This window comes from Pseudoflavonifractor sp. An187 (assembly GCF_002160275.1).
GTDB lineage: Bacteria > Bacillota > Clostridia > Oscillospirales > Oscillospiraceae > Enterenecus > Enterenecus faecium.
The window spans coordinates 21,303-45,622 of sequence record NZ_NFKG01000007.1; the positions used below are offsets into that span (position 1 = coordinate 21,303).

General features: G+C 60.6%; 21 protein-coding genes. 8 read left to right on the forward strand and 13 right to left on the reverse strand.

The window, feature by feature from the left end; genetic code table 11:
* Positions 1-170: 170 nt before the first annotated feature.
* The 4 genes from rpsR to B5F22_RS04970 form a co-directional block, all read right to left on the reverse strand.
* Positions 171-413 carry a 30S ribosomal protein S18 gene (rpsR, locus tag B5F22_RS04955; protein ID WP_087231883.1) on the reverse strand — a complete coding sequence of 81 codons (243 nt, stop codon included), beginning with the start codon at positions 411-413 and terminating at the stop codon, positions 171-173.
* Between the two features lie 34 nt (positions 414-447).
* Positions 448-894: a single-stranded DNA-binding protein gene (gene ssb / locus B5F22_RS04960; RefSeq protein ID WP_087231880.1), complete on the reverse strand. Its 447-nt coding sequence runs from the start codon at positions 892-894 to the stop codon at positions 448-450.
* A gap of 14 nt (positions 895-908) precedes the next feature.
* Positions 909-1,205: a 30S ribosomal protein S6 gene (rpsF, locus tag B5F22_RS04965; RefSeq protein ID WP_087231877.1), complete on the reverse strand. Its 297-nt coding sequence runs from the start codon at positions 1,203-1,205 to the stop codon at positions 909-911.
* 421 nt (positions 1,206-1,626) lie between these two features.
* A complete protein-coding gene (locus tag B5F22_RS04970; RefSeq protein ID WP_158096624.1) occupies positions 1,627-2,544 on the reverse strand; it encodes a LacI family DNA-binding transcriptional regulator in 918 nt (305 codons plus the stop codon).
* A gap of 94 nt (positions 2,545-2,638) precedes the next feature.
* On the opposite strand from B5F22_RS04970, the gene B5F22_RS04975 reads away from it, so the two are divergent.
* The gene (locus tag B5F22_RS04975) at positions 2,639-4,903 is read left to right on the forward strand and encodes a glycogen/starch/alpha-glucan phosphorylase (RefSeq protein ID WP_087391494.1); all 2,265 of its coding nucleotides are present in this window, start codon (positions 2,639-2,641) and stop codon (positions 4,901-4,903) included.
* A 262-nt stretch (positions 4,904-5,165) separates the two neighbouring features.
* Here B5F22_RS04975 and B5F22_RS04980 read toward each other — a convergent pair whose 3' ends face one another.
* Together B5F22_RS04980 and B5F22_RS04985 are read right to left on the reverse strand one after the other, a co-directional pair.
* Positions 5,166-6,893 carry a phospho-sugar mutase gene (locus B5F22_RS04980; RefSeq protein ID WP_087391496.1) on the reverse strand — a complete coding sequence of 576 codons (1,728 nt, stop codon included), beginning with the start codon at positions 6,891-6,893 and terminating at the stop codon, positions 5,166-5,168.
* A 32-nt stretch (positions 6,894-6,925) separates the two neighbouring features.
* The gene (locus B5F22_RS04985; RefSeq protein WP_087391498.1) at positions 6,926-8,167 is read right to left on the reverse strand and encodes an aminopeptidase; all 1,242 of its coding nucleotides are present in this window, start codon (positions 8,165-8,167) and stop codon (positions 6,926-6,928) included.
* 160 nt (positions 8,168-8,327) lie between these two features.
* Between B5F22_RS04985 and asnA the strand changes: the two genes are divergently transcribed.
* The 5 genes from asnA to asnS all read left to right on the forward strand — a co-directional run bounded on the left by asnA (position 8,328) and on the right by asnS (position 13,483).
* Positions 8,328-9,341 carry an aspartate--ammonia ligase gene (asnA, locus tag B5F22_RS04990; protein ID WP_087391500.1) on the forward strand — a complete coding sequence of 338 codons (1,014 nt, stop codon included), beginning with the start codon at positions 8,328-8,330 and terminating at the stop codon, positions 9,339-9,341.
* A gap of 16 nt (positions 9,342-9,357) precedes the next feature.
* Positions 9,358-10,470: an aldo/keto reductase gene (locus B5F22_RS04995; protein ID WP_087391502.1), complete on the forward strand. Its 1,113-nt coding sequence runs from the start codon at positions 9,358-9,360 to the stop codon at positions 10,468-10,470.
* Between the two features lie 140 nt (positions 10,471-10,610).
* A complete protein-coding gene (locus tag B5F22_RS05000) occupies positions 10,611-11,054 on the forward strand; it encodes a LytTR family DNA-binding domain-containing protein (protein WP_087391504.1) in 444 nt (147 codons plus the stop codon).
* A 14-nt stretch (positions 11,055-11,068) separates the two neighbouring features.
* Positions 11,069-11,896, forward strand: coding sequence for a DUF3021 family protein (locus B5F22_RS05005; RefSeq protein WP_087391506.1), 828 nt, complete (start codon positions 11,069-11,071; stop codon positions 11,894-11,896).
* A gap of 192 nt (positions 11,897-12,088) precedes the next feature.
* Positions 12,089-13,483 carry an asparagine--tRNA ligase gene (asnS, locus tag B5F22_RS05010; RefSeq protein WP_087391508.1) on the forward strand — a complete coding sequence of 465 codons (1,395 nt, stop codon included), beginning with the start codon at positions 12,089-12,091 and terminating at the stop codon, positions 13,481-13,483.
* Positions 13,484-13,570: 87 nt separating this feature from the next.
* Here the strand turns inward: asnS and B5F22_RS05015 are convergent, their stop codons facing one another.
* The 5 genes from B5F22_RS05015 to B5F22_RS05035 form a co-directional block, all read right to left on the reverse strand.
* Positions 13,571-14,815, reverse strand: a complete 1,245-nt coding sequence (locus B5F22_RS05015; RefSeq protein WP_087370276.1) for a hypothetical protein — start codon at positions 14,813-14,815, stop codon at positions 13,571-13,573.
* A 411-nt stretch (positions 14,816-15,226) separates the two neighbouring features.
* A complete protein-coding gene (locus tag B5F22_RS05020; RefSeq protein ID WP_087391509.1) occupies positions 15,227-16,108 on the reverse strand; it encodes a radical SAM protein in 882 nt (293 codons plus the stop codon).
* On the reverse strand, positions 16,105-17,142 hold the full coding sequence (mutY, locus tag B5F22_RS05025; protein WP_087391511.1) for an A/G-specific adenine glycosylase: 1,038 nt from the start codon (positions 17,140-17,142) through the stop codon (positions 16,105-16,107). The genes B5F22_RS05020 and mutY overlap by 4 nt, the downstream gene beginning before the upstream one ends.
* Before the next feature lie 36 nt (positions 17,143-17,178).
* Positions 17,179-17,832 (reverse strand): gamma-glutamyl-gamma-aminobutyrate hydrolase family protein, encoded by a 654-nt coding sequence (locus B5F22_RS05030; RefSeq protein WP_158096625.1) that lies wholly within the window; start codon positions 17,830-17,832, stop codon positions 17,179-17,181.
* Complete coding sequence (locus B5F22_RS05035; protein ID WP_087391591.1) at positions 17,829-19,334, reverse strand: oligosaccharide flippase family protein; 1,506 nt, start codon at positions 19,332-19,334, stop codon at positions 17,829-17,831. The genes B5F22_RS05030 and B5F22_RS05035 overlap by 4 nt, the downstream gene beginning before the upstream one ends.
* Positions 19,335-19,450: 116 nt before the next feature.
* Between B5F22_RS05035 and B5F22_RS05040 the strand changes: the two genes are divergently transcribed.
* A complete protein-coding gene (locus B5F22_RS05040) occupies positions 19,451-19,813 on the forward strand; it encodes a hypothetical protein (protein ID WP_087370268.1) in 363 nt (120 codons plus the stop codon).
* On the opposite strand, the gene B5F22_RS05045 is transcribed toward B5F22_RS05040, so the two are convergent.
* Positions 19,800-20,339 (reverse strand): NUDIX hydrolase, encoded by a 540-nt coding sequence (locus B5F22_RS05045; RefSeq protein ID WP_087233298.1) that lies wholly within the window; start codon positions 20,337-20,339, stop codon positions 19,800-19,802. The two genes, B5F22_RS05040 and B5F22_RS05045, sit on opposite strands and share 14 nt — an antisense overlap.
* A 119-nt stretch (positions 20,340-20,458) precedes the next feature.
* On the opposite strand from B5F22_RS05045, the gene B5F22_RS05050 reads away from it, so the two are divergent.
* Complete coding sequence (locus B5F22_RS05050; protein WP_087391515.1) at positions 20,459-21,658, forward strand: ATP-binding protein; 1,200 nt, start codon at positions 20,459-20,461, stop codon at positions 21,656-21,658.
* Positions 21,659-21,703: 45 nt separating this feature from the next.
* Here B5F22_RS05050 and B5F22_RS05055 read toward each other — a convergent pair whose 3' ends face one another.
* The gene (locus B5F22_RS05055; protein ID WP_087391517.1) at positions 21,704-24,247 is read right to left on the reverse strand and encodes a TetM/TetW/TetO/TetS family tetracycline resistance ribosomal protection protein; all 2,544 of its coding nucleotides are present in this window, start codon (positions 24,245-24,247) and stop codon (positions 21,704-21,706) included.
* Between the last annotated feature and the right edge of the window lie 73 nt (positions 24,248-24,320).

The window sequence follows — 24,320 nt, forward strand, 5'->3', positions numbered from 1 at the left end:
TCTCATCGCTGAGAAATCGGGCCCAGCGGAGCGTCCCCGGCTGGGGCACTGGTCTACACCTGGGACATTGGAAAAACTAAGGCCTGCCTGCCGGGCAAACAAGGCATAAAAAAAGCGGAAGCAACCGAAGTTGCTTCCGCTTTTGATATCACTGGTTTCCCGTGCTGCAATTAGTCGGTGACGTAGGGCAGCAGAGCCACGTGACGGGCACGCTTGATGGCCTCGGTCAGCTGACGCTGATGCATGGCGCAGGTGCCGGTGGTGCGGCGGGGCAGGATCTTGGAGCGCTCGGACAGGAAACGCTTGAGCTTGGCAGCGTCCTTGTAGTCGATGTGCTCCACCTTGTCCACGCAGAAGGCGCAGACCTTGCGGCGCTTGCGGTTGCCGCGGGGCTTCACATTATCCATAGCCATAATGGCAGACCTCCTTACTTATGATGGGCCCTATTTAGAAGGGCAGATCGCCGTCGTCATCGGCCAGCTCAGCGAACTGGTCGGCGCCGGCAGGAATCCCGTAATCCACGGGAGCGGGGGCGGCGGGACGGCTGAAGCTGCCGCCGCTCTCGCCGTCCCGCTTGGAGTCGCCGAAATACACATTGTCGGCAACCACCTCAGCAGAGCGGCGCTTGCCGCCGTCCCGATCCGTCCAATCACGAATCTGAAGGCGGCCCTCCACCACAGCCATACGGCCCTTGGCGAAGTACTTGGATACGAATTCAGCAGTGTTGCGCCAAGCCACGACATCAATGAAGTCGGTGGTCTTCTCGCCACTGTCACGACTCTTGAAATCACGATCCACAGCCAGAGAGAAAGACGCCACGGCGGTGCCGCTCTGGGTGTGTCTCAGCTCAGGGTCACGGGTCAGACGGCCCATGAGAATGATTCGGTTGAGCATGTGCAACCTCCTCCTCAGGCTTCCTTGCTGACGATGATGGAGCGCATGATGCCGGTGTTGATGCGCATCAGACGGTCCAGCTCAGCGGGGAATGCGGGATCGGCGGTGAAGCTCATCAGGACGTAGTAGCCCTCAGCCAAATCGTCGATCAGGTAAGCCAGCTTGCGCTTGCCCCACTCATCCACCTCAGTCACAGTACCGCGGCTCTCAGCCAGGGTCTTGAACTTAGCCACCAGAGCGGCAGTCTCCTCCTCGCCCAGGTTGGGGTTGATGATGTAGAGCACCTCGTAGTTACCAGTCACTTTTGCCATAACTTTTGCACCTCCTTACGGACATATGGCCCCCGGATTTGCCGGAGGCAAGGATGTTGCCCGTCCTCTTGGACAGACTCACTAATTATATCGTATTTCTTCCGTTTGTCAAGTCTTTTTTCTCCACATTTTCCGGTTTTCTCGCTTCTCTACTCGGTTAGCTCGTTGTTTCGGTGAAGAAATGTACTTTTTTTGGCAAATAAACACGGGTCGATTTTTGTTTTGTTCAGTCGAATTTCCGGGTGAACAATTTATGAACAAACTTTAAACTCGTTGGGCTGCAACGGATTCACCGTCCTTTTGTTCGGTGAACATTTTTTGTTCACCTATGTTTGTTCACTTTCTATAATTTGAACTTTTTATTCTTGTGTAGTATTTTTTCACAGTTTTCTTTGACGTGTTTTTGTTTTTGTAGTAAAATTTACCCGTTCGCCGGAAAATTTCCTTTCACGAGAATGCGGTTGCCCTGGGTTGGGTCATAATCCAGTGTCAGCAAATCCGAGGCCACTGCGGCAGCGGCCCTGGCCTTGTCCGCATTGGGGGCAGGCAGCAGGGTGGTCTGAGGCGGGAATAGCCCTGGGTCATCCAGGGAGCAGATGACGGCCAAGTCCTCTGGCGGGAACTGGCCGCACACCTCCACCCCCAGCAAGTCCCCCACCACCACGCCTTTCCGGCCCTGGTGGGCCTCCAGGAAGGCAGACAGGGACTGGGTGCCGTCGTGGAAGAACACGTCCTGTGGTGCAAAGCCCTGGGAGAGCAGGGTCATGAGCTGACCGCTGCGCACCGGCTCGGCCACCAGGAACAGGTCTTCCCGGCCCAACCGGGTCTTGGCCTCCAACATGAGGGACGGATAGTCCGGCAAAATCTTATAATAGAGAGGGTCGTCGTTGTCACAGTCCACGAAGATCATGGGCGTGACACAGGGAGGATTCACATGGGCCACCGCCCGGCACCCGCCGTCCAGCACAAAGATGACGCTGGGCGACACCGCCAGAATCTTCCGCCAGTCCTCCACCAGGTCCCCCAGGCGTAAAATCACCGAGGGAATGCCCAGCTCCAACAGCTGGGCCTCCAGCTGCATGGCCAGGTCGGTGAGGTGGAGCCGCCGCCCCACCGATTCCCCGTGGAGGCGGGTGACCAAAATCGCCGCCCGGTTCTTCTTTCCCCGGGTGGTGCGGGTGGTGGGATAATTGAGCTGTTTGGCCGTATCAATGATACGCAGCCGGGTGGCACTGCTGATCTTCCCCTGCCCTGTGTGGTTGAGGGCGTAGGACACCGTGGCCAGAGAACAGCCGCAGATCTGGGCAATCTGGCGCATGGACACTTTTTTCTCTCCCATAACACTTCCCCCTCCGGTCATATCAATGACCATCATATCAGAAAACTGCTAGGTTGAAAAGCACCATACCTTTCAAAAAGGAGCGAATCTCACCATGGAATTTCAAGCAAGACTCAATGCGATCATCAAGGAGCGTTACCGCAAGCCCCTGGCCAAGTGCACCAAGGGTCAGGTCTACCACGCTCTTCTCCAGCTCACCCAAGAGCTGTCCGCCCAGCGCCCTGCCCCGGACACCGGCCGCAAGCTGTACTACTTCTCGGCTGAGTTCCTCATCGGCAAGCTGCTGAGCAACAACCTGCTGGCCCTGGGTATCTTTGACCAGGTGTCCGCTCTGCTGGAGAAAAACGGCTTTACTCTGGCCGAGATCGAGGAGCAGGAGCCCGAGCCCTCCCTGGGCAACGGCGGTCTGGGCCGTCTGGCCGCTTGCTTTTTGGACTCCCTGGCCGCTCTGGGCCTGCCCGGCGACGGCGTGGGTCTGAACTACCACTACGGCCTGTTCCACCAGTACCTGCGCAACAATAAGCAGGAAGAGCAGCCCGATCCCTGGATTGAGGAGCAGGGCTGGCTCATCCCCACCGACGTCACCTTCCCCGTCCAGTTCGGCAACCAGACCCTCAACGCCGTGATGTGGGACATCGCTGTGCCCGGCGCCAACACCGAGACTGCCAACCGTCTGCATTTGTTTGACGTGGAGAAGCCCGCTGCCGCTCCCGAGGACGGCATCGACTTTGACAAGGGCGACATCACCCACCACCTCACCTCCTTCCTCTACCCCGACGACAGCGACGAGGCCGGACGGCTGCTGCGTGTGTATCAGCAGTACTTCATGGTGTCCGCCGGCGCTCAGCTGATTTTGAAGGAGCTGGACGAGAAGGGCATCTCCCCCTGGAACCTGTGCGAGCACGTGGCCATTCAGATCAACGACACCCACCCCTCTATGGTGCTGCCCGAGCTGACCCGCCTGCTTCTGGAGCGTGGCCTGTCCATGAACGACGCCCTTCACCAGGTGGCCCACGCCTGTGCCTACACCAACCACACCATCCTGGCCGAGGCCCTGGAGAAGTGGCCCATGAGCTACATTGAGCGGGTGGCTCCCCAGCTGGTGCCCATCATCCGGGAGATGGACCGCCGGGCCAAGTCCGTGTTCCCCGACCCCCGCATGGCCATTATCGACGACAAAGACGTGGTGCACATGGCCCACATGGACATCCACTACACCTACTCCACCAACGGCGTGGCCGCCCTGCACACCGAGATCCTCAAGACCTCGGAGCTCAAGCCCTTCGCCGACGTGTACAGCTATAAGTTCAACAACAAGACCAACGGCGTCACCTTCCGCCGCTGGCTGGAGGTATGCAACCCCCGTCTGGCCTCCCTCATTGACGCCTGCATCGGCGACGAGTGGCGCCGGGACGCCAGCCAGCTGGAGAACTTCGCCACCTTCGTCCGGGACCCCAAGGTGCTCAGCGCCATGCTGGACATCAAGGACTACAACAAGCAGCAGCTGGCCAAGGTCCTCAAGCAGCGCCAGAACGTGGAGGTGGACCCCCAGTCCATCTTTGACATCCAGGTCAAGCGTCTCCACGAGTACAAGCGCCAGCAGATGAACGCCCTGTACGTCATCAAGAAGTACCTGGACATCAAAAACGGCATTCTGCCCACCCGTCCCATCACTGTGATTTTCGGCGCCAAGGCCGCCCCCGCCTATGTCATGGCCAAGCATATCATCCACCTCATCCTCTGCCTGCGCCAGCTCATTGAGTCCGATCCCCAGGTGCGTCCCTGGCTGCGTGTGGTGATGGTGGAGAACTACAACGTCAGCTGGGCCGAGAAGCTCATCCCCGCCTGCGACATCTCCGAGCAGATCTCCCTGGCCTCCAAGGAGGCCTCCGGCACCGGCAACATGAAGTTCATGGCCAACGGCGCTGTCACCCTGGGCACCATGGACGGTGCCAACGTGGAGATTGCCCAGCTGGTGGGCCGGGAGAACATCTACACCTTCGGCGCCTCCAGCGACCGTGTCATCCAGATGTACGCCCAGCACAGCTATCACCCCCAGGAGTTCTACAACCGTCCCTGGGTCAAGGAAGTGGTGGACTTCATCGTCTCCCCCACCCTGGTGGCTCTGGGCGACGAGACCTGCCTGCGGGCTCTGTGGAATGACATAAAGACCAAGGACTGGTTCATGGCCCTGCTGGACGTGGAGGAGTACACCGCTGTGCGCAGCCGCCTGCTCAGCGACTACGAGGACCGCACCGAGTGGTCCAAGAAGATGCTCATCAACACTGCCAAGAGCGGCTTCTTCTCCAGCGACCGTACCATCGCCCAGTACAACCACGACATCTGGCACCTGAACTGAGCTGACGCTCGGCAAAGAAGTCCACGGACTTCTTTGCCAGGGGTTCGCATGACGGATGGGGCTCGATTTCTTACGAAAAAGTCACCCCATCCGCCATGAGAAGTGTCATTTCCCATGCACATGTCCTGGAACATGACGTTATTTCAATTGATTCCGCCACCTGCGGGTGGCGGAACTCTGCGAGGCCCCTGATCAGGCAAGCTTTCTGCATAAAAAATCCCGCTCCAATTCAGGAGCGGGATTTTTTCGGTTTGGGATGTTTTTAGCCCTTGAGGCTCTCGGCCCAGGCGGCGTACCGCTCCACCTTGGCGGCGCAGTCGGCCTGGCTCTCGCCACGGGCCAGGATGTACACCTTCACCTTGGGCTCGGTGCCGGAGGGACGGACGATGACGGAGGTGCCGTCCACCAGCTCGTAGCGCAGCACGTTGGAGCCGGACAGCTCCATGGTGGTGCGGTCGCCGGTGGCGGCGTCCACCACGCTGCCGTCCTTGTAGTCCTTCCACTGGGCCACGGCGGTGCCGCCCACTTCCTTGGGGGGATTGGCACGCAGGTCGGCCATGAGCTGGGCCATCTTCTTCAGGCCGTCCAGACCGGGCATCACCAGGTTCATGGTGCGCTCGCCGAAGTGGCCGTACTTCTCATACAAACCCTGGAGGGCATCGTACAGGGTCATGCCCTGACCGGCATACCAGGCAGCCATCTCGGTGAGGGCCACAGAGGCGGTGACGGCGTCCTTGTCCCGGACGAAGCTGCCCAGCATGTAGCCGAAAGACTCCTCGTAGGACATGATGACGTTGCCCTCGCCGGAGCTCTCCAGCTGGTCCTTCTTCTCGGCCAGGAACTTGAAGCCGGTGAAGGTGTCGAAGCACTTCAGGCCGTTGTCCTCGGCCACCTTGCGGGCCATCTCGGTGGTCACCAGGCTCTTGAGGGCCACGGGATTGGCGGGCATCTTGCCGGTACGGGTCTTGGCGCCAATGAGGTAGTCCAGCAGCAGCACGCCGGTCTGGTTGCCGCTGATGACCACAAAGTCGTCGTCCTTGGTGCGCACCATGATGCCCACACGGTCGGCGTCGGGGTCAGAGCCCAGAATGAAGTCAGCGCCCTCCCGCTTGGCGATGTCCACGGCCAGGGCGAAGCCCTCGGGATTCTCGGGATTGGGGGAGACCACGGTGGGGAAATCCCCGTCGATGATCATCTGCTGGGGCACGCAGATCACGTGCTTCATACCCAGACGGCGCAGGGCCTCGGGAATGAGCTTGTAGCCGGTGCCGTGGAAGGGGGTGTACACCATCTTGAAGGTGTCGGCCACTGCGTCCACTGCTCGCTGGTCGTTGACCTGCTCCATGACGTTGGCCAGGAACTTCTCGTCGGTCTCGGTGCCCATCAGAGTGATGCGGCCCTCGTCCAGAGCCTTCTTGTAGTCCATGGTCTTCACGCAGTCGAACACGTCCAGCTCCTGCATCTTGGCGGCCACCTTGTCGGCGGGGCCGGGAGGCAACTGAGCGCCGTCAGACCAGTACACCTTGTAGCCGTTGTACTCCTTGGGGTTGTGGCTGGCGGTGATGTTGATGCCGGCGATGCAGCCGTACTCCCGGATGGCAAAGGACAGCTCGGGGGTGGGGCGCAGGGAGTCGAACAGGCGCACGGGAATGCCGTTGGCGGCCATGACGCAGGCGGCCTCATGGGCGAAGAGCTCGGAGTTGTTGCGGCAGTCGTAGCACACGGCCACACCCTTGGCGGCGGCCTCGGGGCCCTCCTCCAAAATCACCTGGGCAAACGCCTGGGTGGCGTGGCGCACCACATGTACATTCATCCGGTACAGGCCCACACCCATGGTGCCGCGGAGACCGGCGGTACCGAAGCTGAGCTGGGAGAAAAAGCGGGATTCCATTTCCTTCTCGTCCCCGGCAATGGCGGTCAGCTCCGCCTTCTCCTCCTGGGACAGGGCCGGACTCTCCATCCAGCGCTGATATTGTGCCTTGTAATCCATGGTACAGTTCCTCCTTATATTCTCAATGTTGTTTAAAAAGCAAAGTTGCCATCCACAAATACGGGAATCTCCTTCCCGTCCTGAGTGGTGCCCACAATGGACAGATCCTTGGTGCCCACCATGAAGTCCACGTGGTTCATGGACTGGTTGAGCCCCACGGCCTTCTGACCTGCCTCGTCCAGGTCCTCGCCGCCCTTGACGCAGTTGGGATAGGCGGAGCCAAAGGCCAGGTGGCAGGAGGCGTTCTCGTCAAACAGGGTGTTGTAGAACAGGATGCCGCTGTTGCGGATGGGGGAGTCATAGGGCACCAGGGCCACCTCACCCAAATAGGCAGAGCCCTCGTCCATGCCCACAGAGTGGCGCAGGTATTCCTCGCCCTCCTCGGCGTGGACATTCACGATCTTGCCGTTTTCAAAGTCCATGTAGAAGTTCTTCACCAGGTTGCCGTTGAGGGCCAGAGGCATGGCGGCGTATACCCGGCCATTGACGCCGTCCCAGCGGGGAGCGGTGAAAATCTCCTCGGTGGGCATGTTGGCCACAAACTCCACGCCACGGGGGGTATCCTCGCTGCCGCCCATCCACACGTGGTTGTCGGGGAGGGTGATGGTCAGGTCGGTGCCCAGAGAGTTGGTGTAGTGCAGGGTCTTGAAGTTGTACTCGTTGAGCAGTTTGGCTCTCCGGGCCGTGGCGTCCACGTGGTCGCGCCAACGCTCCACGGCCTTGCCGTCCCCCGTGATGCGGCACACCGAGAAGATGGCCTCCCACAGAGCGTCAATGGCCTCCTCCCCCTTCTTGTCGGGGAACACCTTCTCCGCCCAAGCCTTGGTGGGGTGAGCTCCGATGGACCACTGGAACCGGTTGGCGCTGAGGGAGTCGTGCCACACCCGGGTGTTCTCTCCCTGCACCCGCTGCCAGGTCTGGATGCGGGTGGAGTCCACGCCCCGGAGCATCTCAGGGTCCGAGCCGATGATAGACAGAGCGGTGCAGCCCTCCTGCACCATCCACTCATACTTCTCCTTGAGGTAGTGGGGGAACTCCTCAAACACCTGGCTATCTGCCTTCAGGTACCGCTCCCGGACGATGAAGTCGTCCCGCCAGTCCATGATCACGTCCTTGGCCCCACGATCCAGGGCCACCTGGGCACACAGGCGGGCCAGGGGCGCACACTCCACCGGGGCAGCCAGATTGACCATCTGGCCGGGCTGGATATTCAAGCCCACTTCTACCAAAAGATGGGCGTATTCTTCCAATTTTTCCTTAAAATTTGGAACCATAGGATAGGTTCTCCTTTCGCTGTGCATTTCCCCCAGAACGGGGATTTCAAAATACCTTAATATTATAACATCACATCAAAAAAAATACAAATCGGAAATTGCATTTTTTAGCGTGATGAAGTATAATCTTTTCTATCTTAACGTCTGGAGGAGCTGCGCCATGCTGAACACTGTCATTCCTGCAGGGTATTCCCCCTGTTTAAACCTATACGATACCCAAAAGGCCATCGGTCTTTTAAAGCGTCTGTTTGAGGACAATTTAGGCGGCGCTCTCCATCTGCGCCGGGTCTCCGCCCCCCTGTTTGTGGAGGCCTCCACCGGCCTCAACGACGACCTCAACGGCGTAGAGCGGGCGGTGTCCTTTGACATCCCCGACGCAGGCCGGGACGCCCAGGTGGTGCACTCCCTGGCCAAGTGGAAGCGTCTGGCCCTCCACCGCTATCAGTTCTCGGTGGGCGAAGGGCTGTACACCGACATGAACGCCATCCGCCGGGACGAGGACCTGGACAACATCCACTCCGTGTACGTGGACCAGTGGGACTGGGAGAAGGTGCTGGCCCCCCGGGACCGCAACGAGACGTACTTAAAGAACACCGTTACCACCATTGTGGCAGCCCTGGCGGACACCCAGTCCACCCTCCGGGCGGTCTATCCCCAACTCACTCCCCTGCCCACCATCCAGCGGGAGGTGTCCTTTGTCACCGCCCAGGAGCTGGAGGACCGGTGGCCGGAGCTGTCCCCCAAGGAGCGGGAGAGCGCCTGGGTGAAGGACCACCCCACCACCTTCCTCATGGGCATCGGCGCCCCTCTGAAATCCGGCAAGCCCCACGACGGCCGTGCCCCCGACTACGACGACTGGAATCTAAACGGCGACCTGCTGGTGTGGAACTCGGTGCTGGAAAGCGCCTTTGAGATCTCCTCCATGGGCATCCGGGTCAGCCCCGAGTCCCTGGACCGCCAGCTCACCCTGGCCGGGTGCGACGACCGCCGGGAGCTGCCCTTCCACAAAATGCTCCTGGAGGGCAAGCTGCCCCTGACCATCGGCGGCGGCATCGGCCAGAGCCGGGTGTCCATGTACCTGCTGGGCAAGGCCCACATCGGCGAGGTCCAGGCCTCGGTGTGGGACCAGCAGACCCTGGAGGCCTGCCGGGACGCCGGGGTTATCCTGCTGTAAGAGGGAGGCGCTACCCATGAAAAAACTGGGTTTTGGCTGCATGCGCTTCCCCCTTCTGGACGCCGAGGACAACACTTCCATTGACTTCCCCCAGGTGTGCCAGATGGTGGACCTGTTTCTGGAGCGGGGCTTTACCTACTTTGACACCGCCTACTTCTACCACGGAGGCACCAGTGAGGAGACGGTGAACCGCTGCTTGGTGCAGCGGCACCCCCGGGACTCCTTCACCCTGGCCACCAAGCTGCCCCTGGCCAAGCTGAAAGAGGCCACCGCCCAGGAGCAGGCCGACATGTTCCAGCTCCAGCTCAAGCGCTGCGGCGTGGAGTTTTTCGACTACTACCTGCTCCACTGCATCGACGACGAGAACTACGAGATCGCCCAGCGGCTGGACAGCTTCGCCTTTGTCCAGCAGAAGAAGGCGGAAGGGTACATCCGTCAGGCGGGCTTCTCCTTCCACGGCACCCCCGAGCTGCTGGAGGAGGTGCTCACCCAGCACCCTGAGGTGGACTTTGTCCAGCTTCAAATCAACTATCTGGACTGGGAGAACCCCAAGGTCCAGTCCCGCCGCTGCTACGAGGTAGCGGTGGCCCACCACAAGCCGGTGGTGGTGATGGAGCCGGTGAAGGGTGGCAAGCTGGCCAATCCCTCCCCCGCTGTGCGGGAGAGGTTCGCCGCCCTGGACCCCAACGCCTCCCCCTCCTCCTTTGCCATCCGCTTTGCCGCCTCTCTGGAGCATGTGTTTATGGTGCTCTCCGGCATGTCTTCCCTGGAACAGGTGGCGGACAACACCGGGTATATGAGGGATTTCCGCCCCGTCTCTCCCCAGGAGGTGGCGGTGCTGGGGCAGGCCGCCCAGCAGATTCAGGCAGACGGCACCATCCCCTGCACCGCCTGTTCCTACTGCACCGACGGCTGCCCCCAGCGCATCCCCATCCCCGCCCTGTTTGCCCTGTATAACCGTACCTTAGGCCAGCCCGGCCTTCCCCATAAGAAGGAGTACCGAGAGCTGTGCGCCCAGGGCGCACCCGCCTCGGCCTGTATTTCCTGCCGCCAGTGCGAGGGAGCCTGTCCCCAGCACCTGGAGGTGGTGAGCCAGCTCCAGCGTGTGGCCAACGTATTTGAACATTGACCCCAACGGGCCGCAAGTGCTTCTTGCGGCCCGTTTGTTTTTTCCACCTGTCCCGAAAAACAGGCCGCCTATTCCCAATTGGTAGACAACACCCCGGATTTCCCGTATACTCAAAGTACCAAGAGAAGGGAGGGAACGCCATGAAAGTGGAAGTGCACATCGACCCCCAGCTGACCCAGACCCAGGTGGTCATCCACGCCCCCGCCCGCTCTCCCCAGGTGGAACAGCTGGTGCGCCAACTGGAAGAGCTGGCCGCCCCCTCCACCTTCACCGTCTTCCGGGACGGCGAGGCCCGGCTCCTTCCCCTCCCGGACATCCTCCGCTTTTACGCCGATGGCAAGGGGGTGTCCTGCCAGACCACCACGGGGACCTACTCAGTGCGGGAGCGGCTGTATGAACTGGAGGAGGCCCTGGCCGGAACCCGGCTGGTGCGGGTATCCCACTCGGAGGTGGTGAACTTAAACCACGTCACCGCTCTGGATTTGTCCCTCACCGGCACCATTAAAATGACCCTGGCGGGCGGGACCGTCGTGTATGTATCCCGGCGGTATGTGAAGAAGATCAAACAGGCATTGGATTTATGAGAGGAGGGTAAGGTATGCTCTTTGACGACAAAAAACAGGCACAGCGCCGCATCACGCTGGGCATTCTGGCTGGCCTTGCCGTTCATATTTTGTTGAGCTATCTATTGGGGTTGCAGGCTTTCCTTGGCCCCGAGATAGCCGCCGTGTTCATCTGCCCCACCTGCTCCTTCCCGCCCCCGTTTGAGGGCTGTGGAGTCCTGCTATCCATCCTGCTTTTTGCGCTCCTGGGGGCGGAGATTGGAATAGCCACCCTCCCCTTTGCAGACCGTGGCCCTTCTCTACTGGAGCGCACTGCGGTCCATTTTACCCTCATGGCTGCCACGGTAGCTCTGTGGGCAGGGCTGAATTTCGGCCAAACTGGGGCTTTGTTTGGTCTCATTCTTCTGGCCTCTGTGTATGTGCTGGTGTGGCTGGGCCGCTGGGTGGGCTGGTATGTGGAGGTGGCCGCCATCCGGGCCAAACTGGGGCTGGCCCCCGGTCCCTCTCTCCTTCATTGGCGAGAAAGTCTTCCCTATCTGGTGTTTGCCTTGGGGCTGTGCTTGGGGCTGCCCACTCTGCTGCGCCTGCTAGACCCCCAGGACGTGCCCGTCCTCTCCGGGGTGTATTTTCCCTTCCTGCTGCTGCCCATCGGTACCTTCTGCTCGGGGGTGTCCCTGGGGCATCGGCACGGCTTCTCTCCCCTGTATCCGGCGGCCTGCGCCCTGCTGTCTGTGGCGGCGGTGTTTCTGCTGTTCAACGGCTCCGCCCTCTTCCACGGGGGTATCTCCCTGGTGTGCGCCCTGGTGGGAAACGGAGTGGGAACCCTGCTGAAAAAGCGGGCCACACGGGAAAAGAACCCCTAGCTCCCCCCTCTTTTTTCCCTCAGCCCTTGCAAAATCTTCAGAAAATGGTATAATAGCCGCACGGCGGCTGTTATCAATTGCCGTTTTTCTTGCCCCTGACGGGACAACCGAAAAACCTGGCGTTGTACCATCAACGCCTTTGACACAACTCTTTGTGTTCGGATAGATCATTTGAGAATTGAGGGAAGTAGTATGGATCGCATCACCATCGCCTCCGTCTTTGCCGACAGCGAGAAGCTCTCCGGCCAGACGGTCACCGTCATGGGTTGGGCCCGCACCATCCGTGACATGAAAACCTTTGGATTTGTGGAGCTCAACGACGGCTCCTGCTTCAAGAATCTCCAGATCGTGCTGGACGCCAACGTCCTGGACAACTATAAGGAGATCACCGGCCAGAACGTGGGCGCTGCACTCATCGTCACCGGCACCGTGGTGCTCACCCCCGAGGCCAAGCAGCCCCTGGAGATCAAGGCCGCCTCTGTGGCGGTGGAGGGCGTGTCCGCCCCCGACTACCCCCTGCAAAAGAAGCGCCACACCGTGGAGTACCTGCGCACCATCCAGCACCTGCGCCCCCGCACCAACCTGTTTTCTGCGGCCTTCCGGGTGCGTAGCGTCGCTGCCCACGCCATCCACTGCTTCTTCCAGGACCGTGGCTTTGTGTACGTCCACACCCCCATCATCACCGCCTCCGACTGTGAGGGCGCCGGTGAGATGTTCCAGGTGACCACCCTGGACGTGAACAACCCGCCCCGCCTGCCCGACGGCAGCGTGGACTGGTCCCAGGACTTCTTCGGCAAGAAGGCCAACCTCACCGTGTCCGGCCAGCTCAACGCCGAGAACTTCGCCATGGCCTTCGGCTCCGTGTACACCTTCGGCCCCACCTTCCGGGCTGAGAACTCCAACACCCAGCGCCACGCCGCTGAGTTCTGGATGATCGAGCCGGAGATCGCCTTCGCCGACCTCAACGACGACATGGACCTGGCCGAGGACATGATCCGCTATATCATCCGCACTGTGCTGGAGAAGTGCCCCGACGAGATCAACTTCTTCAACTCCTTCGTCGACAAGGGCCTGAAGGAGCGTCTGGAGCTGGTGGCGGGCTCCGAGTTTGGCCGTGTGACCTACACCGACGCCATCGAGATTTTGAAGAAGAACAACGACAAGTTCGACTTCAAGGTGGAGTGGGGCTGCGACTTGCAGACCGAGCACGAGCGGTACCTCACCGAGCAGGTGTACAAGAAGCCCGTGTTCGTCACCGACTACCCCAAGGACATCAAGGCCTTCTATATGCGCCTCAACGACGACGGCAAGACCGTGGCCGCTGCCGACTGCCTGGTGCCCGGCATCGGCGAGATCATCGGCGGCTCTCAGCGTGAGGAGCGCATCGAGGTGCTGGAGGAGCGCATGCACCAGCTGGGCCTGGACCCCAAGGACTACTGGTGGTACCTGGACCTGCGCCGCTACGGCTCCTGCCGCCACGCCGGTTTCGGCCTGGGCTTCGAGCGCATGGTGATGTACCTCACCGGCATCAGCAACATCCGGGACGTGGAGCTGCATCCCCGTACCGTGGGCAACGCTGAGTTTTAATTTAAAAAATATGAACAGACACCCCCCGGACTGTGGAAGTCCGGGGGGTGGTGTATCTTTGGAACGCATCAATTCATGTGTAATACTTTATTCTTTTACCATAGACAAAGCAGCTCTTATCTTTCTAATGTACGTCGTCTGGCCACATCTTTCCATACCTTTTAATACCAATTCAATATCTTGTATTCTATTTAAAAGTCCGGGCTTATCAGTATCAGAGTCAGGTTTAAAATCATCCCATAGGCTGTTAAATCTCTCTGCATAGCACTTATAATATTTCTTTCCAAAACTACTAAATGCAGCTAAAAGTGAAATACTCTCAATAGAGAGCCCTACAGAAAACTCATTCTGTTTTTTATAATAATTATGTATTTTTTCTAGCGATGACTGTGTAAAGTGCCCATTTTCTTCTTCGTTTCCTTCATTTTCGGAAAGTTTACACATTTCCACACTGTACCTCGCATAAATTTTCAGTTCATCGTCACTAATTCCACCAATTTGATGTTCTTTTCCAATCAAGCTGCAAAAAAACAGATGTTCTTTTATAATGCTTATGGCTTCAGATAGTTCATTTCCAGAAATGTCATATTTATCACGTAACCGTTGTCTTATATCATCAAATTCTGGTTCTCTCCAACGATCACATTGTGGTAGCTCACGAGCGATTTCCTCCAAATCACTGCGTGATAAGTGTTTTGTAAAAGTACCTAACGAATATTCATCTGCAATAGTGTATATATCACTCAAATAACCATCAAAGAACTCCATAATCATTCTAAATTTTTCTTTCAGTGTAGCTATTGCTATAGAATGAATTCCATTACTAGCCAGAATCGGTGTCTGATCTAGGCTACGAGCATATCGAAACGCATCCCCTTTATCATCAAAGAAATAGTCTTGCAACAAAACAGAGATGTCCAGATACCCACTCTCCAGCCTGCTGTCTCCAATAACAGCAATGATCTCTTTTAAGACCCCATCTAGGTCTTCAATTGAATGATGCACCAAAGTCTTTTTTATCTTGTCACTTAATTCGCCAGGAAAATTCAATTTTTTGTATTTTTCTTCTCTATGTTTCTGTAATTGTAGAATGTTTTCTATGGCAATTTTAAGAGATAACTCTATACTATGTCGACAACAATATACAATTGGATAGACTAATTCATCCTCAGAACACTTTCTGTCCTTCACTACACCATCAAATAATATGTATGCAGCATCTCTAAACCCATACCGTATAGTTTCCGAGTATGTGCCGCCATTATTACCGACACACGCAATCTTGCCCCGGTATATCTTTGGTCTAAATGGATTATCCATATTCAACTCCATAGTTATATACCTCTCATCAATATTTATTATATATGACTTTGGATTATTTCATTATTTATATGGGTAAGTTCTGCTTTTCTTTTTCATATCTTACCATTATCCTTCTTCATTTTCAATAAGTTTACATTTCTTTACACCTCTATGCCACCTTGCCCCGGTAGTTCTCCCATCAACGCATAAAAAAGCCTCCCTCAGGGAGGGAGGTGGCATGGCGTAAGCCATGACGGAGGGAGCCAAAGGACTCCGCCGCACTTCTTGTGGTGCTGTGGTAGGGGCCGGGCTTGCCCGGCCCGTGGCTACCCCCGTCTTGCCCTGGGGGATTCGGGAGGGGCAAGCCCCTCCCCTACACCCAGCAACACCGGAAATCCGGCAAAGCCCTCAGGGCCTGCATTCTTCATTTTTCATTCTACATTATTCATTTTCTCTCATGTTCCAGTCGGGGATAAACTTCTCCCCCACCGCCTCCAGCTCCTGCACATAGCCCTGAATCCCCAGGGCGTCCATGTAGTTCCGGGCGGCTCTCAACTCGGAGGGGCGAATGGTGCGCTGCAATTCCGGGAACTGCTCCAGATTTCCACAGGGGGTGTACTGGGCCATGAGAGAAAACAGCACCTCCCCGGGGGCGAACTGCTCCGATACCCAGTCCATCACCCGCTTGGCCTCGGCGAGGCGTCCGGGAAGAATCAAATGGCGGATGACCACCCCTTTTTTCAAAATCCCGTCCTCCAATTGCACCGGGCCCGTCTGACGGAACATTTCCACAATGGCAGCCTTTGCGGTGGAAGGATAGTCCGGGGCGGCGGAGTACTTCTCCGCCAACTCCTCCGTCACATATTTCAGGTCGGGCAGGTATACATCCACCTTCCCCTCCAGGCTTTTGAGAATTTCCACCCGCTCGTATCCGCCACAGTTCCACACCACCGGCAGATCTCCGGGGATGGGACGGGCAAGCACCTTTTGCAGCACATGGATGTACTGGGTGGGGGTGACCAGTTCAATGTTGTGGGCCCCCTCCCCCGCCAGCTTTTCAAAAAGGGCGTACAGCTCCTCCTCTGTCACCTCTTTGCCCTGGTTTTCGTGGCTGATGGGTCCGTTCTGGCAGAACACGCACCCCAGGGTACAGCCGGAGAAGAACACCGTCCCGGCGCCTTTTGTGCCGGAAATGCAGGGCTCCTCCCAGTGGTGCAGCTCCGCCCGGGCCACCTTTGCCACGCTGGGCAGGCGACACCAGCCCTTTCCCACCTCCGGGGTACGCTCCGCCCCGCACTGCCGGGGGCACAGATTGCAGATCATCCCTGAATCTCCTCCTTCACCACGTCCATCACCCCGGCAAAGGCGTTGGGCACGGCGTAAATGTCGGCAAGTTCCTGCCAGGTGCACCACACCCAGCCCGGGGGCAGCTGGTCCTCCTCCAGGCGCACCACCTGGGCGGTGAGGTGCCACTCCACATGGGAAAAGATGTGCCGGGCCACCCCGCCAAAACGGCCCTGGGGCATGTCCCCCGTCCACTCCGGGGGCAGCTGAGTGCCCAACTCATTGGGAAACTCCCACAGCCCCGCCAACAGCCCCTTGGGGGGACGCTGGCGCAGGGCCACTCGATTCTCATGAATGAGCAGCCACACCGTCCGCTCCTCTATGCGCCGGGGACGCTTGGGGGCCTTCACCGGGATGCGGCTCCAGCTGTCCTGGGCACAGGCCACGCAGAAGTCCCGAGCGGGGCAGCGCTGACACTGAGGCGCTCCGTTGGGCAGGCATACCGTGGCCCCCAGTTCCATCATGGCCTGGGTGAACTTGTCCGGGGCGTGGAGGGGAATGATGGGACTGAGCTGGGCGGCGATGGCCCGCTTGGTGGCCTGGGCGGTGATGTCCCGCTCATCTCCGTTGATGCGGGTGACCACCCGGAGGACGTTCCCGTCCACCGCCGGGACAGGCTGTCGAAAGGCGATGGAGCAGATGGCCCCGGCGGTGTAGTCCCCCACCCCCTTCAAGGCCCGCACCTGGTCATACTGGGAGGGGAAGACGCCGCCATATTCCTCCATGATCTGCCGGGCGGCGGCCTGGAGGTTGCGGGCCCGGCTATAGTAGCCCAGGCCCTGCCACAGCTTCATCAGCCGCCCCTCCGGCACCTCCGCCAGGGCGGCCACGTCGGGCAGCTCCGCCATAAACCGGGCGTAGTAGTCCAGCACCGCCGCCACACGGGTCTGCTGGAGCATGATCTCAGACACCCACACGTGGTACGGGGTGGGGTCCTCTCTCCAGGGCAGGGTGCGGGCGTTGTCTCGGTACCACTCCAGAAGGGGGATGGGCAGTTGTTCAATGGGCAGCATGGGGTTACCTCCAGGTCAAAAATCTTTTCTAGTATATCACACTTCCCCGTCTCCCCTCAAGCGTCGGCACAGCTGGACAAATTGGGAAAAAATCACCGCTCCCTCCTGGCCCATCCGCTCCGGGTGGAACTGCACCGTCCACAGGGGCAGGGTGCGGTGCTCCATAGCCTCCACCACCTCCCCCTCGGACCAGGCGGTGGCCACCAGCCCCCGGCCCAGCTTGCCCAGGCCCTGGTGGTGATTGGAGTTGACGGTCCCCACCGCCCCATACCAGGCGTCCATGCGGGAGCCCTTCCGGGTGCGCACCGGGTGGAGGCAATCCCCCTGGGGCTGCTGGTGGAAGGGGGCCAGGGTCTTGTCCAGGTTTTGTACCAGGTTGCCCCCCGCCCACACGTTGACCACCTGGTGGCCCCGGCAGATGCCCAGCACCGGACGGCGGGCGGCGGTGAAGGCGTCCAGTAGGGCCAGCTCTCGGCGGTCCCGGGGCAGGTCCATGTCCCGGGACCCCCGGTTCAACGAGTGGAAACAGGCTGGGTGCATATCGCCGCCCCCGGCCAGAATGAGGCCATCATAGCGCAGGTCCGGCTGGGGCAGGTACACAGCGCTGCCCTGGCCCCCGGCCCGCTCCACCGCCTCCAGATAGTTGGAGGCGTCCCCGCCCCCGGTGGAAATCAAAATGGAAACCTTCAAGTTTTCTTCCCCCTCCTTGCCCATAACCATCCAAACACCGAAAGCCCCTGGGCCAGCAGCACGCCCACATAGAGCAGCGTGCCCACCACCACGCACACCACGCAGGTGGTGCCCAGCCACACCCCGGCTCCCAGCAGCCATTGAAACAGCAGCCGACACCACAGCCCCACCAGCACCGCCGACAGCACCGGGCGGACAAACCAGGCGTACAGCCGCAGGCGGAGCCCGGTGGCATGGAGCACCGAGGCCAGGTTCATCCCCATCCCCACCAAGGAGGAGAGGACGAAGCCCACCACAAAGCCCCGCAGGCCCCAGATGGACACCGTGCCATAGGTAAAAGCCAGCTGCACCACGTCACTGGCAATGGCATTTCTGGCCCCCCTGCCCTGAAGTCCCAGGCCGTTGAGAGCGCCCCCCAGCACCGACTGCACACAGGTCATCAGAGTGCCAACTGCCAGAGGCAGGATGTACTCCCCCACCCGTTGCTGCTGGAACAGGAGCTGCCCCACCGTGGGGCCCATCACCACCAGCAGCGCCATACAGGGGGCCATGAGCAGCATGGTCACCGACATGATGCGGTTGAGAAATCCCGCCGCCACCCGGGCGTCCCCGTGGGCGGTGCGCCGGGACAGGTCGGGCACCATGGTCAGGCACAGCGCCCCGATAAATCCGGTGGGCAGGGCCAGCAGGGGCATGGTCATGCCGCACAGGATGCCAAAGGCAGACATAGCCGCCCCGGACTCCATGCCCCCCTCCACCAGCTTGGCGGGGATGAGCACCGCATTGGCCGAGCCCAAGATGGTGCCCAGCACCGAGGTGAGGCCCACGGGGATGGCGATGGACCACAGGCCCTTTGCCACCGACGGGTCCCGGGCCGGGCCCCGGGGGCGGGTGCGCTGAAAGAGCACCACCAGGGACACGGCGGAAAACACCTCGCAGAGGACCATACCCAGCACAATGAGGCCCACGGTGCGCTCCTGGTTTTGGGGCAGCAGCCACACCAGCAGGCCCAGCACCGCCCCGGCCCGCACCAGCTGCTCCATGGTCTCCACGGTGGCGGGGATACGCACCCGCCCAGTGCCGTAAAAACAGTGCTTATGCAGGTTCTCCACCCCGGTGAGGAGGACGCAGGGCACCAAGAGCACAATGCCCAGCCGGGTGCGGGCATCCCCCAGCAGGTACACGGAAATGGGGTCTGAGCACCACACGATCACCGCCCCCAGGGGGACGGCCAGGAGGAAGAAGCGGCGCAGGCCCGCCCCCAACACCTGGGTCACCCCCGCCTCGTCTCCCAGGGCGTGGCACCGGGCGGCACGGGTGGACACCGCCACCGTCAGGCCCACCGCCGTCACCGACATAAACATGGAGTACACCGGCATCACCAGCTGATACAGCCCCATGGTCTCCGCCCCAATGAGCCGGGAGAGCATCATCCGGTATAAAAAGCCCACCACCTGGGCAAACAGCCCGGTGGCGGTGAGCAGCAGCGTTCCCGACCACATGGCGCTCAAAACAAATCCCCCCTTCTCATAGCGTTTCCATTCTATGAGAAAGGGGGATTTTTCATGTGAACTTTTTTCCATTTCGCCGCATAGGATAGCGAAAAGGGGGTAGATGCATGGACCAGCCCACCAGTCCCGACCGGAGTGCCGATTCCGACTTTTCCTTTCTGATGGCGGTGCTGGTGGCCGCCCTGATGGCAGTGCACACCCTATACCGGGCGGAGGCCGGACAGACCACCGGGTTTTATCCCCTGCGCTGCGGCGAGACCGCCCTCACCCTGGGCAGCTCCGGGTTCTTTCTCACCCAGGCTCTCAAGGCTCTAAACGAGACAGACCCCGCCAACGCCGCAGAGCATTGCGCTGCCCAGTGGGAGGTGCTGGCGGCGGGGCTTATTTTGATTGCCGCCTTTATCCAATTTGAGCTGGTTCAATACCGCAGGCGCACCGGGCAGCTGCCCGACCTTTTTACAGCTTCTTGAGCCGACCCGCGGCCCGCAGAATGGAGGCCACCGTCTTGCTGTCCTCCAGGCGGCCATCAATGGCCATCTCCACCGCCTCAGACAGGGGCATCTTCACCCGCTCCAGGAACTCGTCCTCGTCGGGGTGCATCTGGCCGAAGGTGAGGCCACGGGCCAGGTACACGTGCTGGAGCTCGTCGCAGAAGCCGGGGGTGGGCAGCATCTCACCCATGGGAATCCACTCCCGGGCCTCGGCGCCGATCTCCTCGCTGAGCTCCCGCTTGGCCGCCTCAAAGTGGTCCTCGCCGTACTCCAGCTTGCCGGCGGGCACTTCCAGGAGTACCTTGGCATAGGGGTAGCGGTACTGGCGCACCAGGTAGATGTTGTCCTCATCGTCAATGGGCACCATGACCACAGCGCCGGGGTGGCGGATGACCTCCCGCCAGGAGGTACGGCCGTTGATGAGCTCCACCGTATCGTAGTGGACCTTCAGAAGGCCGCCGTCATACACCAGCTTGCTGGTGAGTGTTTTTTCCATGAGTTCCATACCACAAGACCTCCTCGTCTCATTTCCCTGAGTATAGCACACTTTTCTCCCCATTGCCATAGGAGGAAAAAACTTGTATAATGACTTTATCACACTAGAGAAACGACGAGGTGTTTTCCATGGAACTCTCCCATGTTCATATCGGTCTGTCCACCCTCTCCGTCTACCGGGACCTGCTGGACCAGCCGGTGCTGGTGGCCCTGTCCAAGCTGTCCCAGGCCCTGGAGACAGGGGACGGCCTGACCGCCGCCCAACACTACAGCCAGCTTTTCTATGAGATGCAGCGCTCCGGCAGCCCCAGCCTGGGCCACTGGCTCTATGAGGCCCTGCGCTGGTCCCAGGGGCCCTACCCCACCGCCATGGCAAAGGGGGACTGCCCGGAGCACCTGGAGTATGCCGCCAAGCTGGACATTGACACGCTGCGGGCCGTCAGCGCCATTCCCAGTCAGCAGTGGCTGGACGCTGTGGCCCAGGCCACCCCGGCCCAGCTGCGCCCCCTGCTGTCCCAGCTGCTCCCCTGGCCCGACGAGCCCACCTTCTCCCTGCACCTAGCCCCCCTGCGCCAGGCCTATCTCCGGGAGGGTGTGGGCCTCCTGGCCCGGCACAAGGCCTTTGTGTGGGAGGACGGCACCCTCATCCCGGTGCCCCACCCCGACTGTCCCACCAGTGAACAGCTCATGGGCTACGAGCACCACCGCAACCAGGTGGTGCAGAACACCCGGGCCCTGCTGGCGGGGAAATACGTCAACAACGTGCTGCTCTATGGCGAGAGCGGCACCGGCAAGTCCGCCACCGTCAAGCACCTGCTCACCCTGCCAGGGATGGAGCAGCTGCGCCTCATTGAGGCGGACAAGGAGAACTTGTCCGGCCTGCCTGCCCTCATCCGCTCTCTGGAGGGGCAGCCCTTGAAGTTTATCATCTTCATCGACGACCTCACCTTTGACCGGGACGACCCCACCTACTCGGTGTTGAAAACCATTTTGGAGGGGGGCGTGGAGCGTCGGCCCCAGAACGTGGCTATCTATGCCACCTCCAACCGCCGCCATCTGGTGCGGCAGACCATTTCGGAGCGGGCGGGGGACGAGATGGACCGCAACGAGACCATCCGGGAGAAGACCTCCCTGGCCGACCGCTTCGGCCTGCGCATCCTGTACCAGGGCCTGAGCCGGGGCGAGTTCTTGGACCTGGTAGACCTGTTTGCCGCCCAGCATGGGTGCACCCTGCCCCAGGAGCAGCTCCACCAGCGGGCCATCGCCTGGGAGCGGCACCACGGGTCCACCACGCCCCGGACGGCACTGCAATTTGTGCTGTCGCTGTGATGAAAAGACCTCCACAACCGGGAAGCCAGTTGTGGAGGTCTTTTATTATCCTATAGTATCTCGAATCTGGGCCATCACCTGATCCGTCTCGTATTTCAGCTCGGCGGCGGACATACGCTGGGCCCCGTGGCCCAGAATGATCATCTGCTCCAGGCCGTCGGAGGTGGCCACCCGCACCCGGTTGTCCCGGCTGAGCTGGTAAGTGGTGCGCTCAATGTACATGTCGGCGGTCTCCGCCTCCTTGGTGTACACCACGTACAGGTCCCCCAGCTGTTCCACCGCTCCTTTGCCGCCCTTGACCTTGTAGGCGTCAAAGACCACGATGACCTGACATCCTCGCCAGCTCTGGTAGTTGCGCAGCAAGTCAATGAGCTTGGCTCGTGCCCCGTCCAAATCCTCTCGGGCCAGGGCGGACAGGTCCTCCCAGGCGTGGATGATGTTGTATCCATCCACCAGCAGGTAGTCCTTCCCCGTCCGCTGTTTCAGCCCCTTCCAGGGCCGCTCCTTGGGCTTGGTGGTGGCCTTTACCGAGTGGAAGGCCCGGGGCTTCACCGCCCCATAGGTGCGGGCAAAGATCTCCTCCAGCTCCTTATCCAGGGCCACCTGGGAGGCGTAGCCCCGCTGGAACTGGGGGGCGGGCTGGGCCTTGCGGGCCCGCTCCTCCTCTGGCAGCCAGCCGCTGTCCACATGCATGTGGGAGCGCACCTCATTCCAGGGCACGTGCACCCCCGCCCCGTGGTCACAGAACACCGAGCCCGAGGGGTTGTCCACATCCCGGTCTGGGTCGTAGCCCCGCTCCTCCACCACTTGCTGGGTGTTGTGGCAGGGGCGGTATCCGTCCAGGCGGCACGAGAACCGGCCTCGGCCCTGGGTATAGGCGGCCACCTGGCTCCAGTAGTCCCCCACCTCGGACACGGGCAGGGACCCGGTGAGCACCGCCGTCTCCCCCCGCATCTGGGGGCCCTCAAACTCTCCGCACATGCGCTGCACGTCGGTCATGGCCCGGCCCACGCTCTCCCCCGGCACCTCCAGGCGGAAGGCATACCAGGGCTCCAGCAGGATGGTCTCCCCCATCATCAAGCCCTGACGGATGGCCCGATAGGTGGCCTGGCGGAAGTCGCCTCCCTCGGTGTGCTTCAAGTGGCCCTTGCCGGTCAGCAGGGTCAGCTTCAAATCGGTGATGGGAGACCCGGTGAGCACCCCCACATGCTGGCGCTCCACCAGGTGGGTGAGAATGAGCCGCTGCCAGTTGCCGTCCAGCACGTCCTCGGAGCACACAGTGTCAATTTGCAGTCCCGCCCCCCGCTCCAGAGGCTCCAGGAGCAGGTGCACCTCGGCGTAGTGGCGCAGGGGCTCAAAGTGGCCCACACCTTCCACAGGCTTGGCCAAGGTCTCCAGGTAGACGATGCTGCCGGGGCCAAAGGTGACATCCAGGTCAAAACGGCGGCGCAGCTCCCGCTCCAGCACCTCCCGGTGCACCTTGCCCATGAGTTTCACTCGCACCTGCTCTGCATGTGGCTCCCACTCCACTTGCAGCTGGGGGTCCTCCTCCTCCAGGCGGCGCAGCCGCTCCAGCAAGGTGGAGGCGTCCACCCCCTCCGGGGGAATCACCTGATAGGAGAGCACCGGCTCCAGCCGGGGACCGGTCCAGTTCTCCTCTGCCCCCAGGCCCTCCCCCGCTGCGGTGCGGGTCAGGCCTGTGACGGCGCACACCGTCCCGGCGGGGGCCACGTCCACCGCAGTGAATTTGGCCCCGGAGTAGAGGCGAATCTGGTTGACCTTCTCCTCCCAGTCCGGGCCGTGGAGCACCTCTCGCACCCGAAGTTGGCCTCCGGTGACTTTGAGCCAGGTGAGCCGCTCCCCCCGCTCATCCCGGGTGATTTTAAAGACCCGGGCCCCAAAGTCTTGGGGCCACTCCGGTTCCAGGGTATAGGCCTGGATGCCGTCCAGCAGCTCCTCCACCCCCTCCACTTGGAGGGCGGAGCCGAAGTACACCGGGAACAGCTGCCGCTGCACCACCAGGGCCGCCAGCTCCTCCTGGGTAAATTCCTCCCCAGATAGGTACCGCTCCATGAGCGCCTCGCTGCACAGAGCTGCCCCTTCCCCTCGGGCCTCCGGGTCTGCCATATCCACAAAGCCGTGGCCCAGCCGTCCCTCCAGCTGTTTGAGGATGGCGGCCTTGCCCTCATTGGGCTGGTCCATCTTGTTGACAAAGAGAAAGACGGGCACCCCCGCCTCCTCCAGCAGCTGCCACAGGGTTTCGGTGTGGCCCTGGACCCCGTCGGCGGCGCTGACCACCAGGATGGCGCAGTCCAGCACTTGCAGGGCCCGCTCCGTCTCGGCGGAGAAGTCCACGTGCCCCGGGGTGTCCACCAGGGTCAGCTCCAGGTCCCCCCGGCGCAAGATGGCCTGTTTGGCATAGATGGTGATGCCCCGCTCCCGCTCCAGCTCCTGGGTGTCCAGAAAGGCGTCCCCGTGGTCCACCCGGCCCAGGCGGCGGATGTTGCCCGTCAAATAGAGCATGGCCTCGGTGAGGGTGGTTTTCCCGGCGTCCACGTGGGCCATGATTCCAGTTGTCAATCGTTTCATGTTGGGTATTCCCCCTGCGTTTGGTTCTCCATTCAGAGTACCCGATTTTTCCCCCTCTTGCAAGGAAAAAATT